Source organism: Streptomyces sp. NPDC012888 (assembly GCF_042900645.1).
In the GTDB taxonomy this organism is placed as follows: domain Bacteria; phylum Actinomycetota; class Actinomycetes; order Streptomycetales; family Streptomycetaceae; genus Streptomyces.
This window is the reverse complement of sequence record NZ_JBIBBM010000008.1, coordinates 59,527-83,985: the sequence shown is the minus strand read 5'-3', so window position 1 is coordinate 83,985 and position 24,459 is coordinate 59,527. Positions and strand designations below refer to the sequence as shown.

General features: G+C 74.0%; 16 protein-coding genes. 6 read left to right on the top strand and 10 right to left on the bottom strand.

Annotation, left to right across the window (positions count from 1 at the left end; all coding sequences use genetic code 11):
• Positions 1-58: 58 nt before the first annotated feature.
• Complete coding sequence (locus ACFY61_RS16240) at positions 59-994, top strand: GNAT family N-acetyltransferase (RefSeq protein ID WP_389472230.1); 936 nt, start codon at positions 59-61, stop codon at positions 992-994.
• Position 995: 1 nt separating this feature from the next.
• Positions 996-1,478 (top strand): DUF402 domain-containing protein, encoded by a 483-nt coding sequence (locus tag ACFY61_RS16235; protein WP_389472227.1) that lies wholly within the window; start codon positions 996-998, stop codon positions 1,476-1,478.
• Positions 1,479-1,490: 12 nt separating this feature from the next.
• On the opposite strand, the gene ACFY61_RS16230 is transcribed toward ACFY61_RS16235, so the two are convergent.
• Positions 1,491-1,964, bottom strand: a complete 474-nt coding sequence (locus ACFY61_RS16230; RefSeq protein WP_389472226.1) for a GNAT family N-acetyltransferase — start codon at positions 1,962-1,964, stop codon at positions 1,491-1,493.
• A 183-nt stretch (positions 1,965-2,147) separates the two neighbouring features.
• Between ACFY61_RS16230 and ACFY61_RS16225 the strand changes: the two genes are divergently transcribed.
• On the top strand, positions 2,148-3,197 hold the full coding sequence (locus ACFY61_RS16225; protein ID WP_389472223.1) for a lytic polysaccharide monooxygenase: 1,050 nt from the start codon (positions 2,148-2,150) through the stop codon (positions 3,195-3,197).
• Positions 3,198-3,235: 38 nt separating this feature from the next.
• On the opposite strand, the gene ACFY61_RS16220 is transcribed toward ACFY61_RS16225, so the two are convergent.
• From ACFY61_RS16220 to ACFY61_RS16210, 3 genes are all read right to left on the bottom strand, one after another.
• Positions 3,236-4,102 (bottom strand): esterase/lipase family protein, encoded by an 867-nt coding sequence (locus ACFY61_RS16220; RefSeq protein WP_389472221.1) that lies wholly within the window; start codon positions 4,100-4,102, stop codon positions 3,236-3,238.
• Positions 4,103-4,255: 153 nt separating this feature from the next.
• Positions 4,256-5,287 carry a hypothetical protein gene (locus ACFY61_RS16215; protein ID WP_389472720.1) on the bottom strand — a complete coding sequence of 344 codons (1,032 nt, stop codon included), beginning with the start codon at positions 5,285-5,287 and terminating at the stop codon, positions 4,256-4,258.
• A gap of 119 nt (positions 5,288-5,406) precedes the next feature.
• Positions 5,407-8,961 carry a DNA polymerase III subunit alpha gene (locus ACFY61_RS16210; RefSeq protein ID WP_389472218.1) on the bottom strand — a complete coding sequence of 1,185 codons (3,555 nt, stop codon included), beginning with the start codon at positions 8,959-8,961 and terminating at the stop codon, positions 5,407-5,409.
• A 170-nt stretch (positions 8,962-9,131) separates the two neighbouring features.
• Between ACFY61_RS16210 and ACFY61_RS16205 the strand changes: the two genes are divergently transcribed.
• The gene (locus tag ACFY61_RS16205; RefSeq protein ID WP_389472216.1) at positions 9,132-10,163 is read left to right on the top strand and encodes a DUF3533 domain-containing protein; all 1,032 of its coding nucleotides are present in this window, start codon (positions 9,132-9,134) and stop codon (positions 10,161-10,163) included.
• 755 nt (positions 10,164-10,918) lie between these two features.
• Here the strand turns inward: ACFY61_RS16205 and ACFY61_RS16200 are convergent.
• Together ACFY61_RS16200 and ACFY61_RS16195 are read right to left on the bottom strand one after the other, a co-directional pair.
• Entirely contained in the window at positions 10,919-12,571 is a 1,653-nt protein-coding gene (locus ACFY61_RS16200; RefSeq protein ID WP_389472214.1) for an amidohydrolase, read from the bottom strand.
• 47 nt (positions 12,572-12,618) lie between these two features.
• Positions 12,619-13,995 carry a purine-cytosine permease family protein gene (locus tag ACFY61_RS16195; protein WP_389472211.1) on the bottom strand — a complete coding sequence of 459 codons (1,377 nt, stop codon included), beginning with the start codon at positions 13,993-13,995 and terminating at the stop codon, positions 12,619-12,621.
• A gap of 132 nt (positions 13,996-14,127) precedes the next feature.
• On the opposite strand from ACFY61_RS16195, the gene ACFY61_RS16190 reads away from it, so the two are divergent.
• Entirely contained in the window at positions 14,128-14,730 is a 603-nt protein-coding gene (locus tag ACFY61_RS16190; protein WP_389472209.1) for a TetR/AcrR family transcriptional regulator, read from the top strand.
• Positions 14,731-14,971: 241 nt separating this feature from the next.
• Positions 14,972-15,883, top strand: a complete 912-nt coding sequence (locus tag ACFY61_RS16185; RefSeq protein WP_389472207.1) for an alpha/beta fold hydrolase — start codon at positions 14,972-14,974, stop codon at positions 15,881-15,883.
• Between the two features lie 37 nt (positions 15,884-15,920).
• Here ACFY61_RS16185 and fxsT read toward each other — a convergent pair whose 3' ends face one another.
• The 4 genes from fxsT to fxsBH are packed head-to-tail and all read right to left on the bottom strand — an operon-like array spanning position 15,921 to position 24,441.
• Entirely contained in the window at positions 15,921-19,889 is a 3,969-nt protein-coding gene (gene fxsT / locus ACFY61_RS16180) for an FxSxx-COOH system tetratricopeptide repeat protein (RefSeq protein WP_389472204.1), read from the bottom strand.
• A complete protein-coding gene (locus ACFY61_RS16175) occupies positions 19,873-21,291 on the bottom strand; it encodes a TIR-like protein FxsC (protein WP_389472717.1) in 1,419 nt (472 codons plus the stop codon). Before ACFY61_RS16175 ends, fxsT begins: the two co-directional genes overlap by 17 nt.
• A 43-nt stretch (positions 21,292-21,334) precedes the next feature.
• Positions 21,335-22,111: an aminoglycoside N(3)-acetyltransferase gene (locus ACFY61_RS16170; protein ID WP_389472202.1), complete on the bottom strand. Its 777-nt coding sequence runs from the start codon at positions 22,109-22,111 to the stop codon at positions 21,335-21,337.
• Positions 22,108-24,441 (bottom strand): radical SAM/SPASM protein FxsBH, inactivated beta-hydroxylase extension form, encoded by a 2,334-nt coding sequence (fxsBH, locus tag ACFY61_RS16165; protein ID WP_389472200.1) that lies wholly within the window; start codon positions 24,439-24,441, stop codon positions 22,108-22,110. Before fxsBH ends, ACFY61_RS16170 begins: the two co-directional genes overlap by 4 nt.
• Positions 24,442-24,459 lie beyond the last annotated feature (18 nt).

The window sequence follows — 24,459 nt, the reverse complement described above, 5'->3', positions numbered from 1 at the left end:
GGACCGCCGCGGGGAAATTCGGAGGCGCCCGCCCAGCCGCGCACGTAGCGTCCGGATCATGACTGTTCTCGTCCGTGACCTCCGCGCGACCGACCCCGCCGACGTGGAGGCCGTCGTACGCGTGCGCCGCGCCGCCCTCCCCTACATGATCACGAACCCGGAGGTGATCGGCTTCGAGCTCTCCTCCGCGCACCCCGCCAAGCGGTACCGCCTGCTGGTCGCCGAGGACGGGCGCGGCGAGGTCGTCGGCACCGCGCAGGTGGGCGTCGTCCACGACAGCGCGGAGCCGGGTCGGGCCTTCGTGAACGCGTACGTGCACCCCGGGCGCCGCGGCCTCGGCGCCGGCACCGCGATCCTGCGCGCCGCCGAGGAACACCTCGCCGCGGAGGGCGCCACCGAGGTGTTCTCGTGGGTGCTGGACGAGCCCGTCCACCGCGGCTTCGCCGAGCGCCGCGGCTACCGGCCCAGCCGGTCCGCGCACTTCCTCCGCCTGGACCTCGCGGCGGCCGCTCTGCCCCCGCTCCCGGAGCTGCCGGCCGGGGTGGAGCTGCGTCCCGCGTCCGACTTCGCCGGGGACCCGCGCCCGCTCTTCCTCGCCGACGCCGAGACCACCGCCGACGAACCCGGCGACGTGGACGTCGAGTTCGACGACTTCGAGGACTGGGTGCGGCACACCTGGAACAACCCCGTACTCGACAAGGAGCTGACCGTTGTCGCTCTGGTGGAGGGCGAAGTGGCCGCCTTCACCGCCGCCCAGACCGACGGCGCCACCCGCTACGCCTCGGCCATGACCGGCACCCTGCGCGCCCACCGCGGCCGCGGGCTCGCCAAGCTCGCCAAGGCGGCCTCGCTGCACCGGGCGCGGGCCGCCGGGTACACGGAGGCCTTCACCGAGAACGACAGCGGGAACGAGCCGATGCTCGCCATCAACGACTGGTTCGGGTACGAGGTCTGCGCGACCGAGACCCGCTTCACGAAGAAGCTGGGGGCGTGAGATGGCGCCCTTCGTGGACGTGGTCCTGACCAAGGGCGGCCGGACGAAGATCCGTTACCGGGCGACGCTGCTGGGCGACGACGGCACGCACGTGCGAGTGAGCGCCCCGTGGTCGGCGCCGGGCGTGCGCGACTTCGGCTTCGTCCGGTTCGAGCCGGGTGACGTCTTCACCGAGCACTACTGGCGGGACCGCTGGTACGCCGTCAAGGAGGTCCGCGGCGGCGACGGGACGCCCAAGGGCTGGTACTGCGACGTCACCCGCCCGGCGGTGGTGGTCGGGGGCGAGATCGTGGTGGAGGACCTCGACCTCGACCTGTGGGTGTCGGCGGACGGGTCCGCCGTACTGCGCCTGGACGAGGACGAGTTCGAGGCGAGCGGCCTCGCCGGCCGCGACCCGGAGGCCGCGCGGCGGGCGGCGTCCGCCCTCGACGAGCTGGAACGCCTCGCGCGGGAAGGCACCCTGACGGAGCTGCTCCGGCCGTAGGAGGACAGGGGGTCAGGGCGCCAGCGGTTTGCGGTAGTGGAAGCGGTCGTAGGGGCCGTCGACCCGGCGCTCGACGAGCTCGTACCCGTAGCGCGGGTACATCTCGCGGTTCTCCCACATCATCGCGTTGGTGTAGAGCCTGATCTCCGGCAGCCCCAGCTCGCGGGCCCGCTCCTCCGCGAAGCCGAGGAGGCGCCGGCCGAGTCCGGTACCGCGGGCGCCGGGGTGGACGGCGACGCTGTCGAGGAAGAGGTGGTCGGCGGCCGGCACCAGGACGACCAGTCCGGCGACCGGCTCGCCGGCCACGAAGACGTGGCCGGCGGCCACCTCGGCGGCGTGGTCGGCGTCCATCGGCGCCGGCCGGATCCCGATCCGCGCGATGTAGTGGTGGTACGCGGCGTCGGTGACGGCGCGTACCGCGTCCACGTCGTCGGCGGTGGCCGGACGCGGTGCGGGCAGGTCTCCCTGGCGGGCCGGAACGATCATGCTTCCAGCGTACGGCGCCCGCCGTCGCGGGTCCGCGGCCCCGTACCTGAGCCCGCTCCTATGCCTGCCTTAAACGAACCCTAAGGATCGTCCCCAGGGGCTCTGACCACGCCGAACGGCCGCTCCCAGTGGCTAGCTTGGCCGGGCACCGACCGCTCGTGCCGCCCCGAAGGAGACCCGTCCATGTCCGCTCGCCGCACCGCCGCACGCCGTATCACCGCCCTCGGCCTCGCCCCGTTCGCGGTGGCCGCGTACGCCGCGGTGCCGGCCGCCGCGCACGGCTCGATGACGGACCCGGTGAGCCGGGTCGCGGCCTGCTACGCCGAGGGGCCGGAGTCGCCCAGGTCGGCGGCCTGCAAGGCGGCCGTCGCGGCCAGTGGGGCGCAGGCCTTCTACGACTGGAACGCGGTGAACATCGCCAACGCGGCGGGACAGCACAGGCGGCTCGTGCCGGACGGCAAGCTGTGCTCGGCGGGCAACGACAAGTACCGGGGCCTGGACCTGGCCCGCGGCGACTGGCCGGCCAGCCCGATGAAGGCGGGCCCGCACACCTTCCGCTACAAGGGCACCGCCCCGCACCGCGGTTCCTTCGCCCTGTACGTCACCCGGGACGGTTACGACCCGTCGAAGCCGCTGAAGTGGTCCGACCTGGAGCCGGCCCCGTTCGCGACGGTCACCGACCCCCGGATGCAGGGCGGGGACTACGTGTTCTCCGGGACCGTGCCGAAGAAGTCGGGCCGCCACCTGATCTACAGCATCTGGCAGCGGTCCGACAGCCCGGAGGCGTTCTACACCTGCTCGGACGTGGTGTTCGGCAAGGACACCGGCAGGCCGGGCAAGCCGGGCGGCACGCCCAGCGCCGGGCCGAGCACCAAGCCGAGCACGAAGCCGGGTGCGAAGCCGAGCGGGCAGCCGCAGGCGACGCCGACCGCGCAGCCGTCCGTCCCGCCGTCCGCCGGGCCGACCGACGTGCCCTCCGCGCCGACCGACGAGCAGATCGACCAGGGCCGTGGCAAGTCCACCGTGGAGCACGGCGGGCACGGGGACGACGACCCGAAGACCAACGCGGGTTCCTCGCCCTCCCCGGTCGCCGGCGGCGACCTGGCCGAGACCGGCGGCAGCGGCACCTCGTCGCTGATCGCGATCGGCGGGGCCGGTGCCCTGGCGGTCGGCGCGGCCGTGCTGTTCGGTCTGGCGCGCCGCCGGAGCACCGGGGGCCGTCACGGCCGCTGACGGCTCCCCGGTCCCGGGCCGCCGCCCGCGCGTCGTCCTCAGTCGAAGTCGAAGACCGACGCGCAGGTGGTGCGCTCCGCGTTGGCGGGGTCGAGCGCGTTGACGGCCTCGTGCCAGGCGATGCGGTCGGTCAGCCCGATCGCGACGTGCTCGGAGAGGTCCACCGGGCAGAGGTCCTGCAGGACCACGTTGCGTACGTTCGGCCCGTCCAGGAACTGGCTGCGGTACGGGGTGACCACCTGGTCGAACCTGGTGGCGATCACGGTGTACTCGACGCCGGGCACGGTGTCGCCCCCCGCGTTGAGCTTGGTCAGGAAGGCCGAGCCGGCGATCTGGTCGGCGAGGCCGGGGGTGGCCTCGCTGATCAGGTCCTCGGCGCCGGGGAAGTAGGGCAGGAGCTTGGTCAGCCCCAGCAGGGTCGTCCCGTGGTTGTCGGGTGCGATCCCGACCAGCGCCCGCACCTTGTCCGCGCCGCCCAGGAACTTCAGGTAGTAGTTCGGCATCATGCCGCCCTGGGAGTGGCCGATGATGTCGGTCTCCGCGGCGCCGGTGGCGGCGAGGACCCTGTCGACGAACACGTCGAGCTGTCCGGCCGACTTGTCGATGGGGCCGAGGCCGTGGAAGAAGGGCACACCCGGCAGCTGGCCGTAGTCGAGCGAGTAGACGCAGTACCCGCGGTGCACCAGGTAGGGGGCGAGGCCCAGCCAGTTGTCCACGGAGTTCCCGAAGGTCCCGTGGACCAGGACGACCGGGCGCGGGTGGGCGGCGGAGGGCTTGCAGGACCAGTTGTTCCAGCCGCTGCTGGGGGCGGGGGCGGTGGACGCCTGCGCGGTGGTGGGGGTCAGGGCGGCCGCGGCGAGCGCGAGGACGGCCAGGGGGCGGAGGAGGCGTCTCCAGGGCAGCATCGAGCGATCTCCTTGCGTTCGGGGATTGCGTGGGGGAGGAGAGGCCCAGTGATCCGGATCACAAGGGGATGTCGCTGCCGTTAAATTACGGTCGAGTAGCAACGGTTGGAAGTTACGCGTCAGTAAAAAGTCAAACGTGTCACGCCGGATCCGCTAGGCCGCCCGGCCGTCGGCCCGGTCCCCGGTACGGCCGGCCCGCCCGGCCCGCCCGGCCGGCCCGGCCGCGAGCGTGCCCCGGGTGACGGCCGCCGGACCGAACCGGGCGCGGGCCCGGTCCGCCACCGCCTCGATCCGCCGGGCCTTGTCGTCCTCCGGGTCGAAGCTCAGCTGGTGCACCGCCCGGTCGGCCGGGGCCAGCCCCTCGGCGCGCAGCGCGAGGAGCCGGACGCGGGCGCGCTGGAGGCCCAGCGCGGTGTGCATCGCGTACGCGGCGCCGGTCAACGCGGCGGAGTGCGCCGTGGGTTCGGGCAGCACCCGGTCCCGGGTGAGGGCCGTGCGGTCCGCGCAGCGCACGGTCAGCGACAGCGACCGGCAGACCTGCCCCTGGGCACGCAGCCGCGCGCCGAGCTCCTCCGTGAGGGAGAGCAGCGCCCGGCGCTGGGCCCCGGGGTCCAGCTCGTCGTGACCGAAGGACCGCTCCGCGCCCAGCGAGCGGGTCGTGGCACCGGGCACCACCGGGGTGCGGTCGATGCCGTGGGCCCGCTCGTACGCCTCGCGGCCGGCCCGAGCGCCGAGGATCCGCTGGAGGGTACCGAGGGGGGCGGCCGCGATCCGGCCGACCGAGTCCAGGCCGTACGAGCACAGCGCGCGGGCCGCCTTCGGGCCGATCCCGTCCAGCGCGGAGGCCGGCTTGCGCAGCAGGAACTCCCGTACGGAACCGGGGTCTTCCGGGACCAGCACGGTCCGGCCGGGGCCGGCCTCGCGGGCCGCCATCCTCGCCAGCATGGGGTTGGCGGCCGCGCCGATCACGCAGTCCACGCCGTACAGGGCGAGGGCCCGGACCCGGATCAGCGCGGCCAGGCCGGCCGCGTCCCGGCCGAAGTAGCGGAGGGCGCCGCGGACGTCGGCGAGGGCGGTGTCGGGAGGGAGGGCCTGGACGGTGGGGGTCACCGTACCGAGCATCCCCAGCAGGGCGGGGTAGACCGCCGGGTCCGGCGGGCCGCCGTCCAGCGCCCTGAACCGCAGGCACAGCACCCCGGCGCCGGCTCCCGCCCCGGGCACCACAGCCCCGGGCACCGCCGCGAAGCGGGGCCCCTCCCCCGCCGGCGCCGCGAACGCCGTCGGGACCGGAGTGCGCGGCACGGTCATCCCGCGCTCCCCGGACTGGAGTGCCACAGCTTGCGCGGGGGCTCCGCGCCCGTGCCCGCCGGCTGGAGGTCCGCCCACGGGTTGAGCGTGTAGCCGGTCGGCAGCTCGATCCGCCGGCCGGTGTCCGGGGAGCCGCCCGGCACGGGGGCCGGCCGGGCCAGCCGCGCGGCGACCGCGTCCAGGCCGCCGGACCCGCGGAGCTCCGCCAGCTCGGCCAGGTTCCACGCCGCCGAACCCACCACGCTCAGGCTCTGCGGACCGCGCCGCTGCACGACCCCGCGCACCAGCAGCAGGAAGGAGTGGAAGACGGTGTGCGCGCACGCCTCGTGGCTGTCGTCGAAGAAGGCCAGGTCGACCAGGCCGGTCCCGTCGTCGAGGGTGGTGAAGATGACCCGCCTGCCGGACCGGACCGGCGGGGTCTGGGTGGCCGCCTTGGCCCCGGCGACCAGCACCGTCCGGCCGTGCTCCACGTCCCGCAGCGACCGGGCCGGAACCACGCCGAGTTCGGCGAGGAAGGCGTGGTGGTCCCCCATCAGGTGCCGGGACGCGTCCATGCCGAGCACACCGAGCTCGGCGCTGAGCCGCTCGGCGTCGTTGAGGTCGGGCAGGCCGAGGCGGGCCGTCGACCCGCCTCCGTCCAGCGGGAGTTGGCCGTCCCGTACACCCAGCGCCCGCTGGGAGCCGTGCAGTTCGGACAGGTGCAGCAGCAGGTCCCGGCGGTTGGCGCCGAAGGCGTCCAACGCGCCGACCTGCGCGAGTCGTTCGGCGACCGGACGGCCCGGGTGCGCTCGCTCCCAGAAGTCGCGCAGGGAGGCGTACGGCTGGCCGGTCTCGATCCGGCCGGCCTCCGCCTCGCTGATGCCGTGGACGTCGGCCAGGGCGAGCCGGAGCCCCCACACCCGGGGGGCCTCGGACACCAGTTCGATGCGGTGGGCGACCGCCGAGCGGTTCACGTCCAGCGGCAGCACGGGCACCCCGCGCCGCCGCGCGTCCGCCAGCAGCAGCCGCTTGGGGTACATGCCCGGGTCGTGGGTGAGCAGCCCGGCGTAGAAGGCCGCCGGGTGGTGGGCCTTCAGCCAGGCCGACTGGTAGGTCGGCACGGCGAAGGCGACCGCGTGGGCCTTGCAGAAGCCGTAGCTGCCGAACGCCTCGACGATCTCCCAGGTGCGGGCGATCACCGCGGGGTCGTAACCGTGCTCCCGCGCCCGCTGCCCGAACCACGCCTTGATCCGGCCCTGCGACTCGGGGTCGGACAGCCCGCGCCGCACCCGGTCGGCCTCGTCCCGTCCGCACCGGGTCATCACGTGCAGGATCTCGATGACCTGCTCGTGGAAGACCACCACCCCGTAGGTCTCGCGGAGCGCGTCCGCCAGGTCCTCGTGCGGGTAGCGGACCGGCGCGCGCCCGTGCCGGGCCTCGATGAACGGCCGGACCATGTCGGCGGCGACCGGCCCGGGCCGGAAGAGCGAGATGTCCACGACCAGGTCGTGGAAGGTGGCGGGCTGGAGCCGGCCCACCAGGTCGCGCTGGCCCGGGGACTCGATCTGGAAGCAGCCCAGGGTCTCGGCCGAACGGATCAGCTCGTACGTCGCCGGGTCGCCCGGCGGCACCTGGTCCGGGTCGTCCAGGTCCAGCCGCCGCCCGGTGGCCCGGCCGATCTCGGCGACCGCGTGCGCCATCGCCGACTGCATCCGCACGCCCAGCACGTCGAGCTTGAGCAGCCCGAGGTCCTCCACGTCGTCCTTGTCGAACTGGGACATCGGGAAGCCCTCGCCGCTGGTGGGCACGACGGGGGTACGGGCGAGCAGGGAGGCGTCCGAGAGCAGCACGCCGCACGGGTGCATGGCCACCCCGCGCGGCAGCGCGTCCAGCGCCTCCACCAGCTCCCACAGCCGCCCGTACTTCTCCCGCTCGGCGTGGACCGCGCGCAGCTCGGGGAGTTCCTCCAGCGCGGCGCGGGCGTCCCGGGCCCGGATGTGCGGGAAGGCCTTGGCCAGCCGGTCGGTGACGGCGGGGTCCATGGACAGGGCGGCGCCCACGTCGCGGATCGCGTGCCGGACCCGGTAGGTCTCGGGCATGGCGACGGTGGCGACGCGCTCGGCGCCGAACCGGCCGATGATCTCGCGGTAGACCTCCAGCCGGCGGGCGGACTCCACGTCGATGTCGATGTCGGGCAGTACGTGGCGGCGCTTGGACAGGAACCGCTCCATCAGCAGGCCCTGTTCGACCGGGTCCGCGTGCGCGATGCCGAGGAGGTGGTTGACCAGGGAACCGGCGCCGGAGCCGCGGGCCGCGACCCGGATGCCCATCCTGCGTACGTCGTCCACGACTTGAGCGACCGTCAGGAAGTACGAGGCGTAGCCGTGGTAGGCGATGATGTCGAGCTCGTGGTGCATCCGGTCCCAGTAGGCCCGGTTGCCCGCGTAGCCCCGCCGCACCATGCCGGCGGTGGCGCGGGACTCCAGGACCCGCTGGGCGGTGCGGTGGGCCGCGCCGACCAGCCAGGGCTCGGGGAAGTGCACCGAGCCCATGCCGAGGTCGTCCTCGGGGTCGACGGCGCAGGAGTCGGCGGTGCGGCGGGTGTCCTCCAGCAGGCGGCGGGCGTCGGCCGGGCGCAGTCCCGCGGCCCGGGCGATCCGGTCGGCCGCGCCGGCCATGTCGGCGGGTCCCTTGAGCCAGCGTTCGCCGGGGTCGAGGGGGGACCGGGGGTCGATGGGGACGAGGCGGCGGGCGGCGTCCAGGACGTCGGCGACCGGGCCCTGGCCGGGGTCGGCGTACCGGACGGCGTTGGTCAGCACGGCGGTGACGCCCTGCTCCGCGGCGAAGCCGACGGTACGGGCGGCCAGCCGCAGCGAGCCGGGGCCGGTGCCGGCCCGGCCGTGGTCCACGGCCTCCAGCCGGAGCGCGTCGCCGTAGACCTCCCGCCAGGGCGCGAGCAGCCGCGCCGCCCGGTCGGGCCGCCCGGCGGCCAGCGCCCGGCCGACCTCCGAGCCGGGGCCGAGCAGTACGTACACCCCTTCGCCGCGCAGGGCCCGCCAGGGCAGCCGGGGCGTCTCCAGGGCGTCCGCGTGGGCGGCGGTGACCATCCGGCACAGCTCGGCCCAGCCGGCGGCGCCGTCCCGGGCCAGGAACACGGCGCGGGGGGCGGACTCGTCGACGAAGGCGCCGCCCTTGACGGGGGTGCGGAGGCGGACGGACCGGGCCGCGGCGGGCACGCCGGCGGCGGCCGGGCCGCTCGGGCTCGGGCCGGCCGGGCCGGGGGTGCCGTTCGCGCGGGCGGTGCCGCTCGTGCCGGCGATGCCGCTCGTGCCGGTCGCGCGGGCCGGGCCGGGGGCCGGGGCGACTGCCAGGTCCACGCCGAACAGCGGGCGGATCCCGGCCTTGGCGCAGGCCTTCGCGAACCGCACCGAGCCGGCCAGGGTGTCGCGGTCGGTGAGGGCGAGGGCGTCCATGCCCCGTTCGGCGGCACGCTCCGCCAGCCGTTCCGGATGCGCGCCTCCGTAGCGCGCGGAGAAACCGGAAACGGTGTGCAGATGCGTGAAACCGGGCACCCGGCGCCTCCTGCTTCCCTGATACGCCACTACTGCTCTGCTCCCCCCGTTCCACCATAGACCAATTCGAATGCCCGTACGAAACACGTGTTCGATCCTCCGTTTCGGTCCCTCACCCGTTCGCCCCTCCCCTGCTGCGACCCGCCGCGGGCACGCCGAGCGTGGAGGCCATGAGCTTCCTCGCCGAGATCAAGGACGCGGTGACCGCACGGGCCGCGCTGCTGGTCCTGGGGGTGCTGGCCCTCCAGCTCGCCTTCGTCACCTCCTACATCGGGGCCTTCCACCAGCCGAAGCCCAGCGACATCCCGATCGCCGTGGCCGCCCCCACCGGACGGATCACCGAGCAGACGGTGGAGCAGCTCGGCGGGCTCCCCGGGGACCCGCTGGACCCGCGGGCGGTCAGGGACGAGGCGGAGGCGGTCGAACAGATCCGGAACCGCGAGGTGGACGGTGCGCTGCTCGTGGTCCCGACCGGCACGACCGACCGGCTGCTGGTCGCCAGCGGGGCCGGGGCCTCCCTCTCCCAGGCCCTAGAAGCGGTCGTCGGGGCGGCGGAGCGGGCGCGGGGGCGGACCGTCGAGGTGACCGACGTGGCCCCGGCCGACCCGGGCGACGCCCGCGGCCTGTCCGCCTTCTACCTGGTCGTGGGCTGGTGCGTGGGCGGGTACCTGTGCGCCGCGATTCTCGCGATCAGCGCCGGCGCCCGGCCGGCGAACTCCGCCCGCGCGGTGATCCGGCTCGGCGCGCTGGCCGCGTACGCGGTCGTCGCGGGGCTCCTCGGGACGCTGATCGCCGGGCCCGTCCTCGACGCGCTGCCCGGCAGCATCTGGGGGCTGTGGGGGCTGGGGGCGCTGGTCGTCTTCGCGGTCGGCGCGATCACGCTGGCGTTCCAGGGGCTGGCGGGGGTCGTCGGCATCGGCCTGGCCATCCTGCTGGTGGTCGTCCTCGGCAACCCCAGCGCCGGCGGCGCCTACCCGTACCCGCTGCTGCCGCCGTTCTGGCGCGCCATCGGGCCGGCCCTGCCGCCGGGGGCCGGCACGTACGCCGCGCGGTCCATCGCGTACTTCGGCGGCAACGGGGCGGGCGGGCCGGTGCTCGTCCTGGGCGCCTGGGCGGTGCTCGGGTCGGCGGTCACCCTGGCGTGTGCGGTCTTCCGCCGTGGTCGTCCGGGGGCGGCGGTGGGCAGCGGGCTGCCCGGGTGACGCGCGGCCGGGCTCGCGGGGCTCCGCCCCGCACCCCGCGCCTCAATCGCCGGCGGGGCTGGGCGGGGCCGGGCGGGGGTGTGGACGGGGCGCGGGGGCACGGGGGCGGGGCCTCCGGGTGAGGGCATCAGGGACTGCATGATTTACGGCGCAGAACTCGGAACCGGCCCGTGGCTCAGGGGTCGCGCCACAAATCACGCTTTACGTCCCTGACACCCCCACCCTCCACCCCCACCCCCGCACCCCCACGCCGGCACACCTCCGCCCGGCAAGGGGAAACCCCACCCGCGCCCGCACCTCCGCCGGCAGCCCCGCAACCTCCGCCCGGTGGGGGAGGGACACCCGCACCCCGAACTCCACCCGAGGGTGGGGCGGTCCGTGCCCGTACACACGGGCGCTCGGCGGTTCCACTTCTCGTAGCGCTGGGCGGAGTGGTTCACCGGTCGCCGTGCCGGGGGGATGACTGGGGGGACGGCCCGGAGGGCGGGTAGTGGGCGGGGAAGCCGAGAGACGGCGGGAGGGGGGCGGGGGCGGAGGGGGAGGGTGTCCGGGACGTAAAGCGTGATTTGTGGCGCGACCGCCGGGCTACGGACCGGTTCCGAGTTCGGCGCCGTAAATCATGCAGTCCCGGACACCCTCACCCGGAGCCCCCGACCCCCGCACCACCCCACCCGCCCCGCAGACACCCCCGCCACACCCGCGACCCCGCCACACCCGCACCCCCGCCGCACCCGCCGCGCAGAAGAGCCCGGCCGTCAGGCCGCCCGGTGGACCACCTCGCCGGCGACCACCACCGTTTCCGCCACCGTGCCCGGGATCCGGTCGGCCGGAACCGCGAAGATGTCCCGGGACAGCACCACGAAGTCCGCCGCCTTCCCGACCGTCAGCGAACCCCTGTCGTGCTCCAGGAAGTTCGCGTAGGCCGAGCCCATCGTGTAGCCGTACACGGCCGTCGCGACGTCCACCGTCTCGGCCGGCCGCCAGGCCTCCCCACCGCCCAGCGGCCGCCGCGTGACCGCCGTGTAGATGCCGATCATCGGGTCCATCTCGGCCACGTTCCAGTCGCTGGAGAACGCCAGCACCGCCCCCGCTTCGTGCAGGCTCCGCATCGGCCAGGCCTTGTGCCAGCGCTCCTCCCCCACGTTCTCCGCCCAGTCCTGCCCGGGGCCCGCGATCTCCGGCGCGCAGTGCCTCGGCTGCATGCAGGCCACCACGCCCAGCTCGGCGAAGCGCGGCACGTCGGCCGGGTCCAGGCACTCCACGTGCACCACCTGGTGGCGGGCGTCGCGCGGGCCGTTGACCGCCCGGGCGTGCTCCACCGCGTCCAGCACGGTCCGGATGCCCCGGTCGCCGGTGGCGTGCACGAAGCACTGGAAGCCCCGCGCGTCCAGCGCCGCCAGGAGTTCCGCGAACTCCTCCGGCGGGTAGAAGGTGTCGCCCCGGTGGCTGCCGCACCCCGCGTACGGTTCCAGCAGTGCGGCCGTCCGCGGCTCCACCACGTCATCGATGTACAGCTTGAGCGGGCCGACCCGCAGCCGGTCGTCCGCGAACTCCCGGCCCGCCGCCTCGAATTCCGCCAGATCGGCCGCCCCCGTGCCCCGCGGGTGGAACAGCGCGGCAACGATCCTGGAGCGCAGTCGGCCCTCCGCCCGGGCCCGCGCGAACAGTTCGAGGTCGTCGAGGGAGTTCTGCGGTTCCACCACCGTGGTGATGCCGTAACGGATCGCGTCGTCCAGGGACTTGACCAGTCGCCCGTACTGCCGGTCGGGCGAGGCCCACGGCACGCCCAGTTCGCGCAGCGCCCGGTGACCCTCCCGGGACAGCCCCTTGACCGCGAAGTCCGTGACGAATCCGGTGGGTTCGCCCGTGCCCGGGTCGGTGCGGGCGGTGCCGAAGGGCAGGTCGGTGCGGTCCCGGGTGACGCCGAGCCGGTGCATGGCCGCGGTGTTCAGCCAGGCGGTGTGCACGTCGTACGAGAGGACCACCGCCGGGGTGTCGCCGGTGACCGGGTCGAGGTCGGCGGCGCACGGCATCCGGCCGTCCGGGAGGGCCGAGTAGTCGAAGGCCTCGGCCTCGATCCACGCGGCGCCGGGGTTGCGGGCCCGCCAGGCCCGGATCCGGTCGTGGATCTCCGCGAGGCTGCGCGCCCCGGCCAGCTGTACGCAGGCGTCGTCGGAACCGAGCCGTACGTGGTTGTGGGCGTCGACGAAGCCGGGCAGGACCAGCCGGCCGCCGGCGTCGATCCGCTCGGTGTCCGGTCCGGCCCAGCGCTCGGCCCCGGTGTCAGGGCCGAGCCACACGATGCGGCCGTCGCGCACGGCGAGGGCTTCCGCCTCGGGCAGGTCGGGGTCGACGGTGTGGATCCGGGCGCCGGTGAGCAGCAGGTCGGCGGGCGCGGGAGGGTGCATGGGTGGTGCTCCTGGGTGCGGGTGGGGTGGAGGCGCGGAGGCGGGGGTCAGGTCGCGGCCGGGAGCCGGGCCGGGGTCTTGCGGAACAGGGCCCAGTACAGGAGCCCGGAGACGGCGGAGCCGAGCAGGCTGAGGTCCGCTCCGCCGAGCGGGGCCACGAGGGGGCCGGTCCACAGTTCGGAGTCGCAGGTCAGGGCGGCGAAGGCGATGCCGGCGAGGAGTGCGGCCAGGCCGGCGGGGTGGTATCCGGCGCGGTACCAGTAGGCGCCGCCGGGGCCGGTGGCGTGCAGGGCCCGCTCGTCGTAGTGGCAGCGGCGCAGCAGCATGTCGGCGAGGAACACGCCGCCCCACGGCGCGAACACGATGATCAGCAGGGACAGGAAGGAGGTGAGGGCGGTGGTGAAGTCGGTGAGGAAGAGCGCGGCGAGCGAGCCGAGTCCGGTGATGGCGGCGCTGACGACGATGGCCTTGGCCCGGCTCCAGGGGATGCCCAGGACCTGGAGGTTGAGGCTGGAGGAGTACAGCGTGATGATCGAGTTGGTGACGGAGCCGCCCAGGACGAGCGCCAGGAAGACGGGCTGGAACCAGGCGGGCAGCAGGTCCCCGGTCGCGGCCACGGCGTCGGTCATGTCCGTGCGGGTGGCGGCGGCCACGCCCGCGACGCCGAGGGCGACCGAGGAGAGGAACCCGCCCAGTGCGCCGTACCAGGTGACGGAGCGCAGCGTGGTGGTGCGCGGCAGGTAGCGGGTGTAGTCGGCGGGCATAGGCAGGTACGAGAAGGGCGCGGCCAGCATGATCACGAAGGCCAGGCTCCATCCGGACGCTCCGGGGGCCGCCGTGGCGGGCGCGGTGGTGTCGGCTCCGGGCAGCAGGAAGGCGAGCAGGGCGCCGAAGCCGATGGCCAGGACGTAGGCCATCCAGCGTTCGGCGAACTGCACGGTGGCGTGGCCCCATAGGGCGATGGCGAAGGTGAGGGCGAGGGTGACCAGCAGCGCGGTGGCCCTGGCCGGGGTGCCGTGGAGGAGGCCGAGCCGGCCGAGGGCCACCTCCAGCGCGAGGGTTCCGACGACGGTGTTGAGGACGGTGTACCCGACGCCGACGATCCAGTTGAGTACGCCGGCGGGGAGGTTGCCGCGGACCCCGAAGGCGGCGCGGGAGATGACGAGCGTGGCGGTGCCGGTGCGGACTCCGGAGAGGCCGGCGGCGCTGATGGCGAAGAAGGCGAGTCCGCTGATCACCACGACGGCGGTGGCCTGCCAGAAGGTGAGGCCGAAGGCGACGGCGAGGGCGCCGTTGATCACGTAGGTGAAGGTCAGGTTGGACCCGAACCAGAGCCAGAACAGGTCCTTGGCGCTGCCGTGGCGTTCCCCGTCGGGGATCTGGTCGATCCCGTGCGTCTCGACTCTGAAGACCTCGTCGCTCATCGCTCGAACCCCTGACTGATCTTGAATGCCGTTCTAACTCTTTGAATGGCATTCAAGATGAGGGGTGGGTCTCCGCCCCGTCAAGACCCTGTCCGGGATAAGGTCGCCCCAGGGACACGGAGGGCGGAGGAAGTGGCGGGAGCGGCGCGGCGGCGCGACGGGCAGATCGCCCAGGAGCGGATGCTGGAAGAGGCCATGGCGGCGATCGCCGAGGACGGGCTGGCCTCCCTGACCATGTCCAAGCTGGCCGAGCGGCTCGGCACCAGCGGCGGCCACATCCTGTACTACTTCGGCAGCAAGGACCGGCTGCTGCTGGAGGCCCTGCGCTGGAGCGAGCAGCAGCTCACCGCCGAACGCACGGCCCTGCTGGGCCGCCGGGTCACCGCCGCCCGCAAGCTGGACCTCTTCCTGGAGCTGTACCTGCCGCGCGGCCCGCGGGACCCCCGCTGGACCCTGTGGATCGAGCTGTGGGCCCGTACGCCGTCCAACGAGGACCTGCGCGCCGCCCAGGAGGAGATCGACGGGGGCTGGCAGCGGGACCTGGAGACCCTGCTCGCCAAGGGCGTGGAGCAGGGCCGGTTCGCCGTCACCGACACCACCGCCCGCGCCTCCGAACTCCTCGCCCTGCTCGACGGGTTGAGCACCCGGGTGGTGCTGGGCCAGCGGGACTCCGACCGCGCGCAGGCCCTGGAACGGGCCCGGTCGGCGGCCGCCCGGCTGGTCCTGCCGAGCTGAGCGCGCCGACCCGTACGACCCCGGGCGAGGCGCCCCCCGGTTCCGGCCACGGCGCCCCCCGGCCGCAGCACCCCCGCGGCCCCCGTCCGCCGGTCCGCCGCCCTGCCGGGGCCGGGGCGCCGACCGCCTCCCACGAGGGAGTACGCGCGAAGTGCGCGCGAAGTGCGCCCTACCACGCGCCTCCCCCGCCGAGGACAATCACGGTGACACGTTCCAGCCCCCGACCATCAGGAGGCGCCGCGTGCGCAACCGAGTACGCGCCGCAGACGGGCGAGCGCTCATGGTGGAGCGGTTCGGAGACCCCGGTGGACGGCCGGTCTTCCTGCTCCACGGCACCCCCGGCAGCCGGCTCGGCCCGGCCCCCCGGGGCATGGTCCTCTACCAGCGCCGCATGCAGCTCATCGCCTACGACCGGCCCGGCTACGGGGGCTCCGACCGCCACCCCGGCCGCACCGTCGCCGACGCGGTCCAGGACGTGGCCGCCATCGCCGACTTCCTGGAGCTCGACACCTTCGCCGTCGCCGGCCGCTCCGGCGGCGGCCCGCACGCCCTGGCCTGCGCCGCCCTGCTCCCGGGCCGGGTCACCCGGGCGGCCGCCCTGGTCGGGCTCGCCCCCTGGGACGCGGACGGCCTGGACTGGTTCGACGGCATGACCGCGCACAACGTCCGCGAGTACACGACCGCCTCCGTGGACCCGGAGGGACTCGCCGCCCGCCTCATCCCCCGCGCGGCCGGCATCCGCGAGGACCCCGGCCGGCTGCTGGAGGAACTGCGCCGCGAACTGACCGACCACGACCGGATGACCGTCTCCGACGCGGGTCTGCGCCGGATGCTGGAGCGGAACTTCGCCGAGGGCGTCCGGCACTCCGCCTACGGCTGGATCGACGACGTCCTGGCCCTGTCCAGCCCCTGGGGCTTCGACCTGGCCGCCATCTCCTGCCCGGTCCTGTTGTGGCACGGCGAGAAGGACGTCTTCTCCCCGATCGGCCACTCCCGCTGGCTCGCCCAGCGGATCCCCGGCGCCACCGCCGCCTTCGACCCCGAGGCGGCCCACTTCGCGGCGTTCCGGGCCTTCCCCGACATCCTGACCTGGCTGCTGCGGGAGCACGTGCCCCCGCAGCAGGAACAGGAACAGGAACAGCAGCCGGCCTGAGGGGACGGCACCGCGCCGGCCGGGCGCGGGGCGCACCTCACACGGCCAGCGGCTCCAGGTCGCGGTGGACCCGCCGTTCGTCGCGGGCGTACCGGGTCAGACCGTGGTCCTCGCCCAGGAGGCGGCCCAGTTCGTACACCGTGTCCGCGCGGACGCGGGCGGCCTCCTCCCTGCGGCCCAGCGAGTCCAGGCTGACCGCCATGTTCGAGGCCGCCGCCAGGGTCTCCGGGTGGTGCGCCCCCAGGGCCTCCCGGAGCCGGGCGACCGCCGCCCGTTCCAGTTCCAGCGCGCCCGCCGGATCGCCCAGGTCGGCCCGTGCGTTCGCCAGGTTCAGGTGGGCGAACACGGTGTGCGGGTGGTTGTCGCCCAGCACGTCCTGCATCATCCGGATGGTCTGCCGCAGCATCGGCTCCGCGGTCTCCGCCGCCCCCGCCCCCCAGTGGAAGACGGCGAGGTTGTTGACCGCGGCCAGGGTGTACGGGTGCCGCTCCCCCGGCACCTTCATGTACTCGTCGACGACCTCCTGGGCCACCTCCCGGGCCGCGCTCGCGTCCCCGGTCGCGAACAGGTCGGCCGCCAGGTTCAGGTCGCAGGCCAGCAGGTCCGGGTTGACCAGGGTGTACTTGGCCCGGTAGCGGTTGCGGGTGGCCGTGGTCAGCCGCAGCGCGTCCTCCAGCTGCCCCGCCCGGCGCAGCGAGACCGCGAGGTTCTTCGCCGCGGACAGCGTGCCGGGGAAGGCCCGGCCCAGCGTCCGCTTGTAGATCTCGTACGTCCGGCTCAGCAGCTGCACCGAGTCCTCGTAGCGGCCGACCTCCCGCAGGTCGCGGGCCAGGTTCTGGGCGGACGACAGGGTGTACGGGTGCTCCGGCCCCAGCACCTCGGTGCGCAGGTCGTACACCTCCTGGTCGATCTCCCGGGCCCGGGAGTACTGCCCCACCAGGCGGAGGTTCAGCGCCAGGTTGTTCGCGGCGGCCAGCGTCCGCGGGTGGGCCTCGTGGAAGATCTGGCCGAAGCCCTCGTGCGCGACGGTGGCCAGCTCCATCGCCGTGCCGTACTCGCCCAGTGCGGCAAGGGTGTTGGCGAGTCCGCTCATGGTCATGTACGTGTGCGGGTGCGAGGGTCCCAGCACCGCGCGCTGGCGTTCCAGGGTGACCTCGTCCAGTTCCCGGGACTCCACGAACCGGCCGCGCGAACGCAGGATGTTGGAGAGGTGGAAGCGCAGGTAGAGGTACTGGAGGTCGTCGTTGCCGAGCTGTTCCCGCCACGCCTCGCGGAGTTCCTCGCCGAGCTGGTACGCGGCCCTGAGGTCGCCGCGCTTCCACAGGTAGCGGACCCGGTCGATCAGCAGCCGGCGGGTCTCCGGCTCGTGGCAGTTGCGGGCCTCGGAGGGCGTCAGGTGCGGCCAGATGGTGTTGAAGCGCGGCCAGGTCTCGGGGTTGTCGATCGGCTCGTCGTCGTCGGGCCGGGCACCGGCGAGGACGCGGTGCACGACGTGCCGGGCCTCGCGCTGCTCCTCCTCGCTCAGCTGGGCCCGGATCACGGCCTGCACCAGGCGGTGCACCTGGATGCTGTTGTTGACCTGGTCCACCTTGGCCAGCGCGAACCGGCCGATCTCCCGGATGACCCGGCCCAGGACCAGCTTCTCCTGCAGGGAGGGGTCGTAGGGCTTGAGCGCCTCGATCATCTCCTTGCTGTAGAGCAGGGTCGCCGAGATCGGCTCGGGCGCGAAGAAGGCGCACAGCTGGAGCAGCCGCACGGCGGCGGGTGACCGGGACTGGAGCCGTTCTATGGAGACGTTCCAGGTGGCGGCGACGGGCTCCGGGTAGCCGGCCGGCTGGTTGAGGGCCAGCACGCGGGCGGCCTGCTGGGCCAGTTGCTCCAGGTACGCCGACACGGGCGTGGCGGTCTCGGCGATCCAGGCGCCGGCCTGCTCGACCGCGAGGGGGAGGTCGCCGACCGCGATGGCGACCTGTTCCGCGTCGTCCTTGGTCAGGCCGGGGGCGCGCCGCTGGAGGTGTTCGATGGACTCCTCGCGGAGGAAGACGTCCACCGGGAGGGCGTCGCCGTACTGCGACCAGCTCTGGTTGCGGGAGGTCACCAGGACGTGGCCGGGGCCGCCGGGCGGGAAGAACCGCTTGAGGGCCTCCGGGTCGTCGGCGTTGTCGAAGACCAGCAGCCACCTGGCGGTCGGTATGCCGCGGCGGAGCAGGTCGATGGCCTCCTGGGAGGCGGCGGCCATGTCCTCGCCGGTCTGCGCGCCGAGTCTGACGGCGAGCTCGGCGAGGCCCGCGACGACATCGTCGGTCTGCTCGGAGGAGATCCACCAGACCAGGTCGTAGTCGGCCATGAAGCGGTGCACGTACTCCAGCGCGACCTGGGTCTTGCCCACGCCGCCCAGTCCGAACAGGGTCTGCGGCTGCGGCAGTACGACGGCCATGCCGCCGCCGAGCTGGTCGCGCATCCGCTCCAGCACCATGGAGCGGCCTGTGAAGCCCGGGTTGCGGGGCGGCGCGTTCCAGATCTTGGGGACGGTGCCGGGGAACCGCGGTCCGGGGCCGGAGGTGCCGCCGGTGCCGTCCACGAGGGCCAGCGGCCGGTCGACGGCGCGCAGCAGGGCGGTGGTGGCGTGGACCTCGTCGAGGCGGAACAGGTCGACCGGGTTGCGGTCGATGTAGGGGGCGGAGAGGCGGACGTCGCCGACCCTGAGGGCGACGAGCTGGCGGCGGCCGCCGGTGGGGTCTTCCGCGGCGGCCCGCTCCCAGACGTCGACGGCGCGGGCGGACTTCAGGTAGGCGCTGGAGAGCAGCACGACGGTCCGGGCGGCGGTGTCGACGCTGAAGCCGGCGCCGCCGAGGGTGTCGCCGGGGGCGGGGGTGGAGGGGCGTTCGGCGGAGACGTCGCGGGGTACCACCCGGAACCCGGCGCGGGTGAGGACGGACTCGATCCAGTCGGCCCACATGCGGTTCTCGGCGACGTAGGAGAGGAAGAGGTCGGCGGGCAGGGCGGGGCGGCGGCGGGTGAAGGCGTCGCGGATGCGCAGCCGGATCTCCTCGTTGATGCCGGGCATGGCGGTGACTTCGCCGCCGGTGACGACGGAGGTGAGCCGTTCGAAGGCGGAGAGCAGGGAGTTGGTGAGTCCGGCCTCGTCGCCGAAGGTGGCGAGGGTCTCCTCGTAGGCGTAGTAGGGGCGGTAGGGGATCTCCACGGCGCCCCAATAGGCGGTGGCCTCGTCGCCGGCCAGGCCGGTGGGGAAGCGGTCGAACTTGAGCCGGGCCAGGGCGCGGCCGGCGTCGGCCTTCTCCTTCTCGCCCTCGTCGATGCGCATGGGCACCGGGTAGATCCTGATGCCGCGGTCGTGGAAGCGTTCGTCGATCTGGCGGGCTACGGAGGCGGCGCCGTCGATGGACTGGTCCGAGAGGGTGAAGCAGTCGACGAGGACGTCGGGGAGGTGGACGGTGCAGATGTCGGCGATGTCGGAGAGGCCGGTGCGGCTGTCGATGAGGACGTAGTCGTAGTTCTTCTTCATGTCCTCGCGCAGGGCGTCGAAGAAGTGGCCGCCGCCGAGGCGGTCGTAGAAGTTGTCCCAGTCGAAGGTGGAGACGGTGGCGGAGTACTCGCGGTTCTGCCGGCCGGCCGAGACGAAGTCGAGGGTGCCGCCGTCGGGGAACTCCCAGCCGAGGGTCTCGGGGGTGAGGGAGACGGCGTGCGGCTGGATCCGGGCGTAGTCCTTGTGCCAGTCGTCGGCGCGCGGGTCGGGGCGGGTCGCGGCCCAGGCGTACTCGCTGATGAGGTCGATGACCCCGGTGGTGGCGCCGAGGGTGGAGGGGTCGAGGAAGGGGTGGAAGAAGCGGTGCAGGCCGGGGGCCTCCAGGTCCCAGTCGACGGCGAGGACCCGCTTGCCGTTGGCGGCGAGGATCCAGGCGGTGTTGGCGAGGGCCATGGTCCGGCCGGTGCCGCCCTTGTACGAGTAGAAGGTGACGATCCGTCCTTCACGACTGGCTGTCATCCGTGTCCCCCCGGTCGGTGTCGGTGGTGGCTTCGGTGCGGGTGCCGGTGCCGGTGCCGCTGCCGCTGCCGGTGTCGCTGTGGGCGTCGGGCGGGAACGGGGCTCGTGGTGGCGGGGGCCCCGGTGGCCCGCTCATGCCCATCGGTCCGAGGAGCCGGGGCCGTTCGGTGTGGGCCCCGCCGGCCGGCGGATAGACCTGGGCGTGTCTGAGGTACTGCTGGGCGGCGGCCTCGACCACCTGCGGCAGGATCTGGCCGAGGGCTTCCAGGTTGGGTACGCCGTTGGCGGCGGCCCGGCAGGCGGCCCGGCCCTGGCCCATCTTGACGGGCATGGTGTCCTCGAGCGTGTGGACGAGCTCGTTCTCCTTGGCGCGGCTCTGGTGGTCGTAGCGGTTCCAGGGCACGACCACGCTGACCCACGGCCTGGGTTCCTGGTCGAAGGCGGCCAGCCGCTGCCGCCGGTGCTCGTCGGTGACCGCCCACCGGTCGACGATGAGGATCTCGGGGCGGGTGGGCGGCTGTTTGCTGTCGAAGTGGCCGGCCTCGTCGTCGAAGGAGGCGACGGTGGTGCGGTAGTTGAGGTTGCGGACGAGTTCCTCGGCCACGTAGGCGACCGGACGGCGGGAGGCGGGGTGGTACGGGTTCCAGTCGAGCGCGGTCTCCCCGTAGTACTCGGGGCTGCGCCCTTCGGGGAGGTCGTGCCGGGTGGCGGCGGCCACGGTGACCTGGAGGGAGCGGGCCGAGCCGCCGGGGCTGCCGAAGGCGCTGGGCACGACCCGGTAGTCGAGGGGGCGACTGGAGTCCAGCCGTACCGACTCGGCGACGCGGACGATGCGTTTGGCCAGTTCGTACACGGCCCGCTCGTACTCCTCGGCGTAGCCGCGGAGTTTGATCAGCCCGTACAGGCCGTCGGTGACGTAGCGGTCGCCGAAGGTGTTGTGGTTGAACTGCAACCGTTCTGCCGGGCCGGGGAGTTGGGAGGGCGGTACGGGCACCCAGAGGGCGGGCACGATGGCGTTCGCCGGTTCGTCGCGCTCGGCGCCCTGGGCGATGGCGCGTTGGGCGAAGGCGAACCACTCCTTGCCGCACATCTCGCTGGCGAAGTAGCGGGGCGAGAAGAGCGGGACGAAGACGCGGCAGGTGGCGAGGGCTGCGCCGAGCCGTTCGGACCAGCCCTCGCCGCTGCGTATCTCCCGGTCCATGAATCCGGCGTCTGATCCGGCCGGGAGGTCGGTCAGTGCCATCACGTGGCTGGAGAGATCGCGGAAGAGCCGTTCCACCCACATGTCGGGGTCGGGTCCGCCGGCCCCGAATCTGGGTGTGTGCGCGTAGCTGAGGAAGAAATACGGCTGCACTGATGCGGGCACATGACCCCCGTCCCGAAGATGCGAGCGAAGAAACATCATTCCGGAGCTGCTTCGCCACATCTCCTCATGGTTCAGTCAATCAGCGTCTGTTTTCGGTCATCCAGGTCAGGGCGTGATCGACTGCGTCATGCAGCGAGAAAAGCGTGGTGCGCGCTCGGCCCACCCACCCCCGGGACACCCCGGATTCCGGGAACTCCTTGCCGATCATGTCGAAATCGCCGTCGTCGAGCGCGACGTCCTCGTACTCGGTCCACTGATCACCCCCGCTCCCCGGTAGGTTCACCACACAGGCGTACATGCGCAAGGGGGGCCCGGGAATTCGGTACTCCGCGAGATGGAAGGCGGTGCACACCGGAAAACCCACATTGATCATGAGTACCTGGGCCATCCCGGGCCCCTCCCGCCACAATGCGCCCAGCGGTGACTCCTCTCCGAGATGGCAGGTGAGCGCGTGACCGGCGCACAGCCTCCCGGCGTCCCGCCCGAGCGCCGCGAAGGAGGACTGCGGGTGCGCGCTGCGCGCCGCCCCGGGGCTGCGGCGGACCGTCTCGGCGAGCACCCCCATGCCCTGGCTGGCGGTGCGCGCCGGGTCGAAGGCCGGCATCGCCTCCCGGTAGGCCCGGACCTGTTCGGCGTCCATGCCCCGGATGCGCGCCAGGTGGGCGCTGGAGGTCCTGGAGTTCTCCGGGGTGAAGGCGGGCACCAGCAGCGTCCCGCCCGGGCCGAGGGCCTCCAGCAGGGCGTCGCGCAGCTCCCCCGCGCGCAGTCCCGTCCCGGAGAGGCCGGCGTGCACCAGGAGCCGCCCGCCGGGGCGTACGCCGGCCTGCCGGAGCTGCCGCGCCAGCGGTCCGGTCACGCCCCGGCCGCCTTGAGCTCCCAGCGCAGCTGCTCGACGAGCCGTCGTCCGCCGGTGGTGAGTTCGGCGGCTCCGGCGAGCCGGTCGAGGGCGCGGTGGATGGCGTCGGCCTGGCCGGGCTCGCCGCTGCCGGTGGCCCGCCGGTACGCCTCGACGGCCACCCGCTCGTGTACGTCGGCCAGCAGCCTGGACACCGGCACGGGGCGGCGGCGCCAGGGCGAGGGGTGGCTCCAGGCGCCGTCGAGGGCGTACAGGTCGGTGATCTCGGTCAGCGCCCGCAGGCGGGCCCTGCGCCAGCCGGTGAGCAGCGCCAGGGCGGTCTCCCTGACGCCGGCGGCGTAGGGCACGCCGAGTGCGCCGGGGCCGTGCCGGCCGGCTTCGCCCCAGCCTCCGGCCCGCGGCCCGCCGGCCAGTGGGGTGAGGGTGGTGAGGCCGGCGGCGGCCGCCGCGGCCAGTTCGGGGACGCTGCGGCGCAGCAGGGCGGAGGCGGCGGCGAGCCGCCGGGTCCATTCGGCGGCTTCGCCGGCGCCGAGCCGGAGCCTGGCGGGGCGGGCGAAGCAGTTGCGGTAGGGGTCGAGGTCCTCCAGGGCGACGGGGGGCCGCCCGGTGGCGGGGGTCCAGCTGCGGACGGGCTGCCAGCGGGGGTCGTGGTCGCCGAGGCCGAAGCGGTGTTCGGAGCGGCCGTCGCGCACCAGGTGGCCCTCGCCGGTGGCGGCGAGGACGGCCCGGCCGTCGGTGCCGGGGTCGCCCAGGCGCAGGAGTCCGAGCGTGGGCAGGTAGACCTCGCCGTCGCGGTAGGGGACCTCGGCGGGCAGGGGCAGGCCGCCGCGCAGGACGGCCGCGGCGCCGAGGGCGGCGAGCCGACGGGCGGCTTCGGGGGCGCCGGGCCGGTGCCGGTCGCCGGGGGTGCCCGGCGTGCCCGGGGAGCCGGGGCCGCCCGGGGTACCGGCGGCGCCGGAGGCGCCGTCGCGGGCGGTCTCCAGGGCGGCGAGGACCCAGCCGCGGGTGTAGGGGTGGGTGAGTACGGCGTCCAGTGCGGCGGAGCCGCCGTCCGCGCCTTCCACGGCGAGGACGAGTTGCCAGGCCCGGTCCCACTCCTCGTGGCGTCCGGCGAGTTCGGTGTGGAGCCGGGCGAGGAGGGTGCGGGTGAGGTCCTCGTGCGCGGCGTCGAGGGCGGCCTGGGGGCCGGGTCCGGTGCCCACCGCCGGCGCGGCGGCGGCCGCCGTGCGGCCTTCCACGCCGTCGACGAGTTCGCGCAGGTCGGTGCAGTAGACGGAGGGGTTGTCGAAGCCGTTGGCCGTGCGGTAGCGGTGGCTGTAGAGGCCTCCGCCGCACGAGCGTACGACGGGGCAGCGGCGGCATTCGGCGCTGACGCCGGCCAGGCCGAGCTGCCGGGCGCGGACCCCGGGGTGGGCGGCCACCTGGTCGAGGGAGTGGTCGAAGACGTCGAAGCCGGTGGCCGGGGCGCCCTCGTAGGCGGTCTTGAGGGAGTCGACCTGTTCCAGGGTGCCGTCGGTCTCGACGACCACGAGGTCGGTGGGGGCCAGGCCCAGGGACTCGGTGAGGGAGGGTCCGCCGGCGAGGGTGCTGAGCAGGGATTCGAAGATCCGTACGGGTGCCGGGCGGCCCAGGCGTTCCCAGTGGTCGAAGACGCGCAGCAGCCAGCGGGCGTAGGCGTCGGGGGCGCCGTCGGGGCGGGGCGGGGGCGCCTCCCAGGTGGCGTGCGGGAGGAGGAAGTCCACGCGTGGGGGTTCCAGCGCGACCAGGGCGTCGAGGACGGCGACGGGGTCGTTGGCCACGTCCACGGTGCAGAGCAGCCCCTGGTAGAGGTGGCGGTAGCGCTCCGAGCGGAGCAGTTCGAGGGCCTTGAGGACCAGGGGGTGGCTGGTGCGGCCGTCGGCGAAGCGGCGGTGCCGGTCGTTGGCTGCGCGGTCCCCGTCGAGGGAGACGCCGACGCGTACGCCGTACTCGTCGAAGAGGTCGAGGCAACGCGTGTCGAGCCGGAGTCCGTTGGTGTGGATCCGCAGGTCGAGTGCCGCGGTTCCGGCGAGGGCGCGGGTGAACTCCTCGCAGACCAGCCGGAGTCTGTCGGGTCCGGCCAGCAGGGGTTCCCCTCCATGGAGGATCACCGTGACGGAGGGGAGGGCATGGTCACGGGCATGTTCGGCGAGCCGAGACGCGGTCCGGGAAACGACCTCCGGGGAGATCACTCTGGGCCGGGCTCGCCAGCTCTGGTCCGCGTGCTCGTAGACATAGCAGTGATCACAAGCAAGATCGCATCTGCTGTGAACTTTCAGGACGATCTCGCGAAAAGCGATCACACCGGTCATTCCACCAGTCTAGAGCTC

Coding starts and splice junctions, on each gene's coding strand:
- ACFY61_RS16175 (WP_389472717.1), bottom strand. CDS start 21,291: ATGTTTCTTCGCTCGCATCTTCGGGACGGGGGTCATGTGCCCGCATCA.
- ACFY61_RS16195 (WP_389472211.1), bottom strand. CDS start 13,995: ATGAGCGACGAGGTCTTCAGAGTCGAGACGCACGGGATCGACCAGATC.
- ACFY61_RS16235 (WP_389472227.1), top strand. CDS start 996: ATGGCGCCCTTCGTGGACGTGGTCCTGACCAAGGGCGGCCGGACGAAG.
- fxsT (WP_389472204.1), bottom strand. CDS start 19,889: ATGACAGCCAGTCGTGAAGGACGGATCGTCACCTTCTACTCGTACAAG.
- ACFY61_RS16220 (WP_389472221.1), bottom strand. CDS start 4,102: ATGCTGCCCTGGAGACGCCTCCTCCGCCCCCTGGCCGTCCTCGCGCTC.
- ACFY61_RS16240 (WP_389472230.1), top strand. CDS start 59: ATGACTGTTCTCGTCCGTGACCTCCGCGCGACCGACCCCGCCGACGTG.
- ACFY61_RS16205 (WP_389472216.1), top strand. CDS start 9,132: ATGAGCTTCCTCGCCGAGATCAAGGACGCGGTGACCGCACGGGCCGCG.
- ACFY61_RS16230 (WP_389472226.1), bottom strand. CDS start 1,964: ATGATCGTTCCGGCCCGCCAGGGAGACCTGCCCGCACCGCGTCCGGCC.
- ACFY61_RS16200 (WP_389472214.1), bottom strand. CDS start 12,571: ATGCACCCTCCCGCGCCCGCCGACCTGCTGCTCACCGGCGCCCGGATC.
- fxsBH (WP_389472200.1), bottom strand. CDS start 24,441: ATGACCGGTGTGATCGCTTTTCGCGAGATCGTCCTGAAAGTTCACAGC.
- ACFY61_RS16225 (WP_389472223.1), top strand. CDS start 2,148: ATGTCCGCTCGCCGCACCGCCGCACGCCGTATCACCGCCCTCGGCCTC.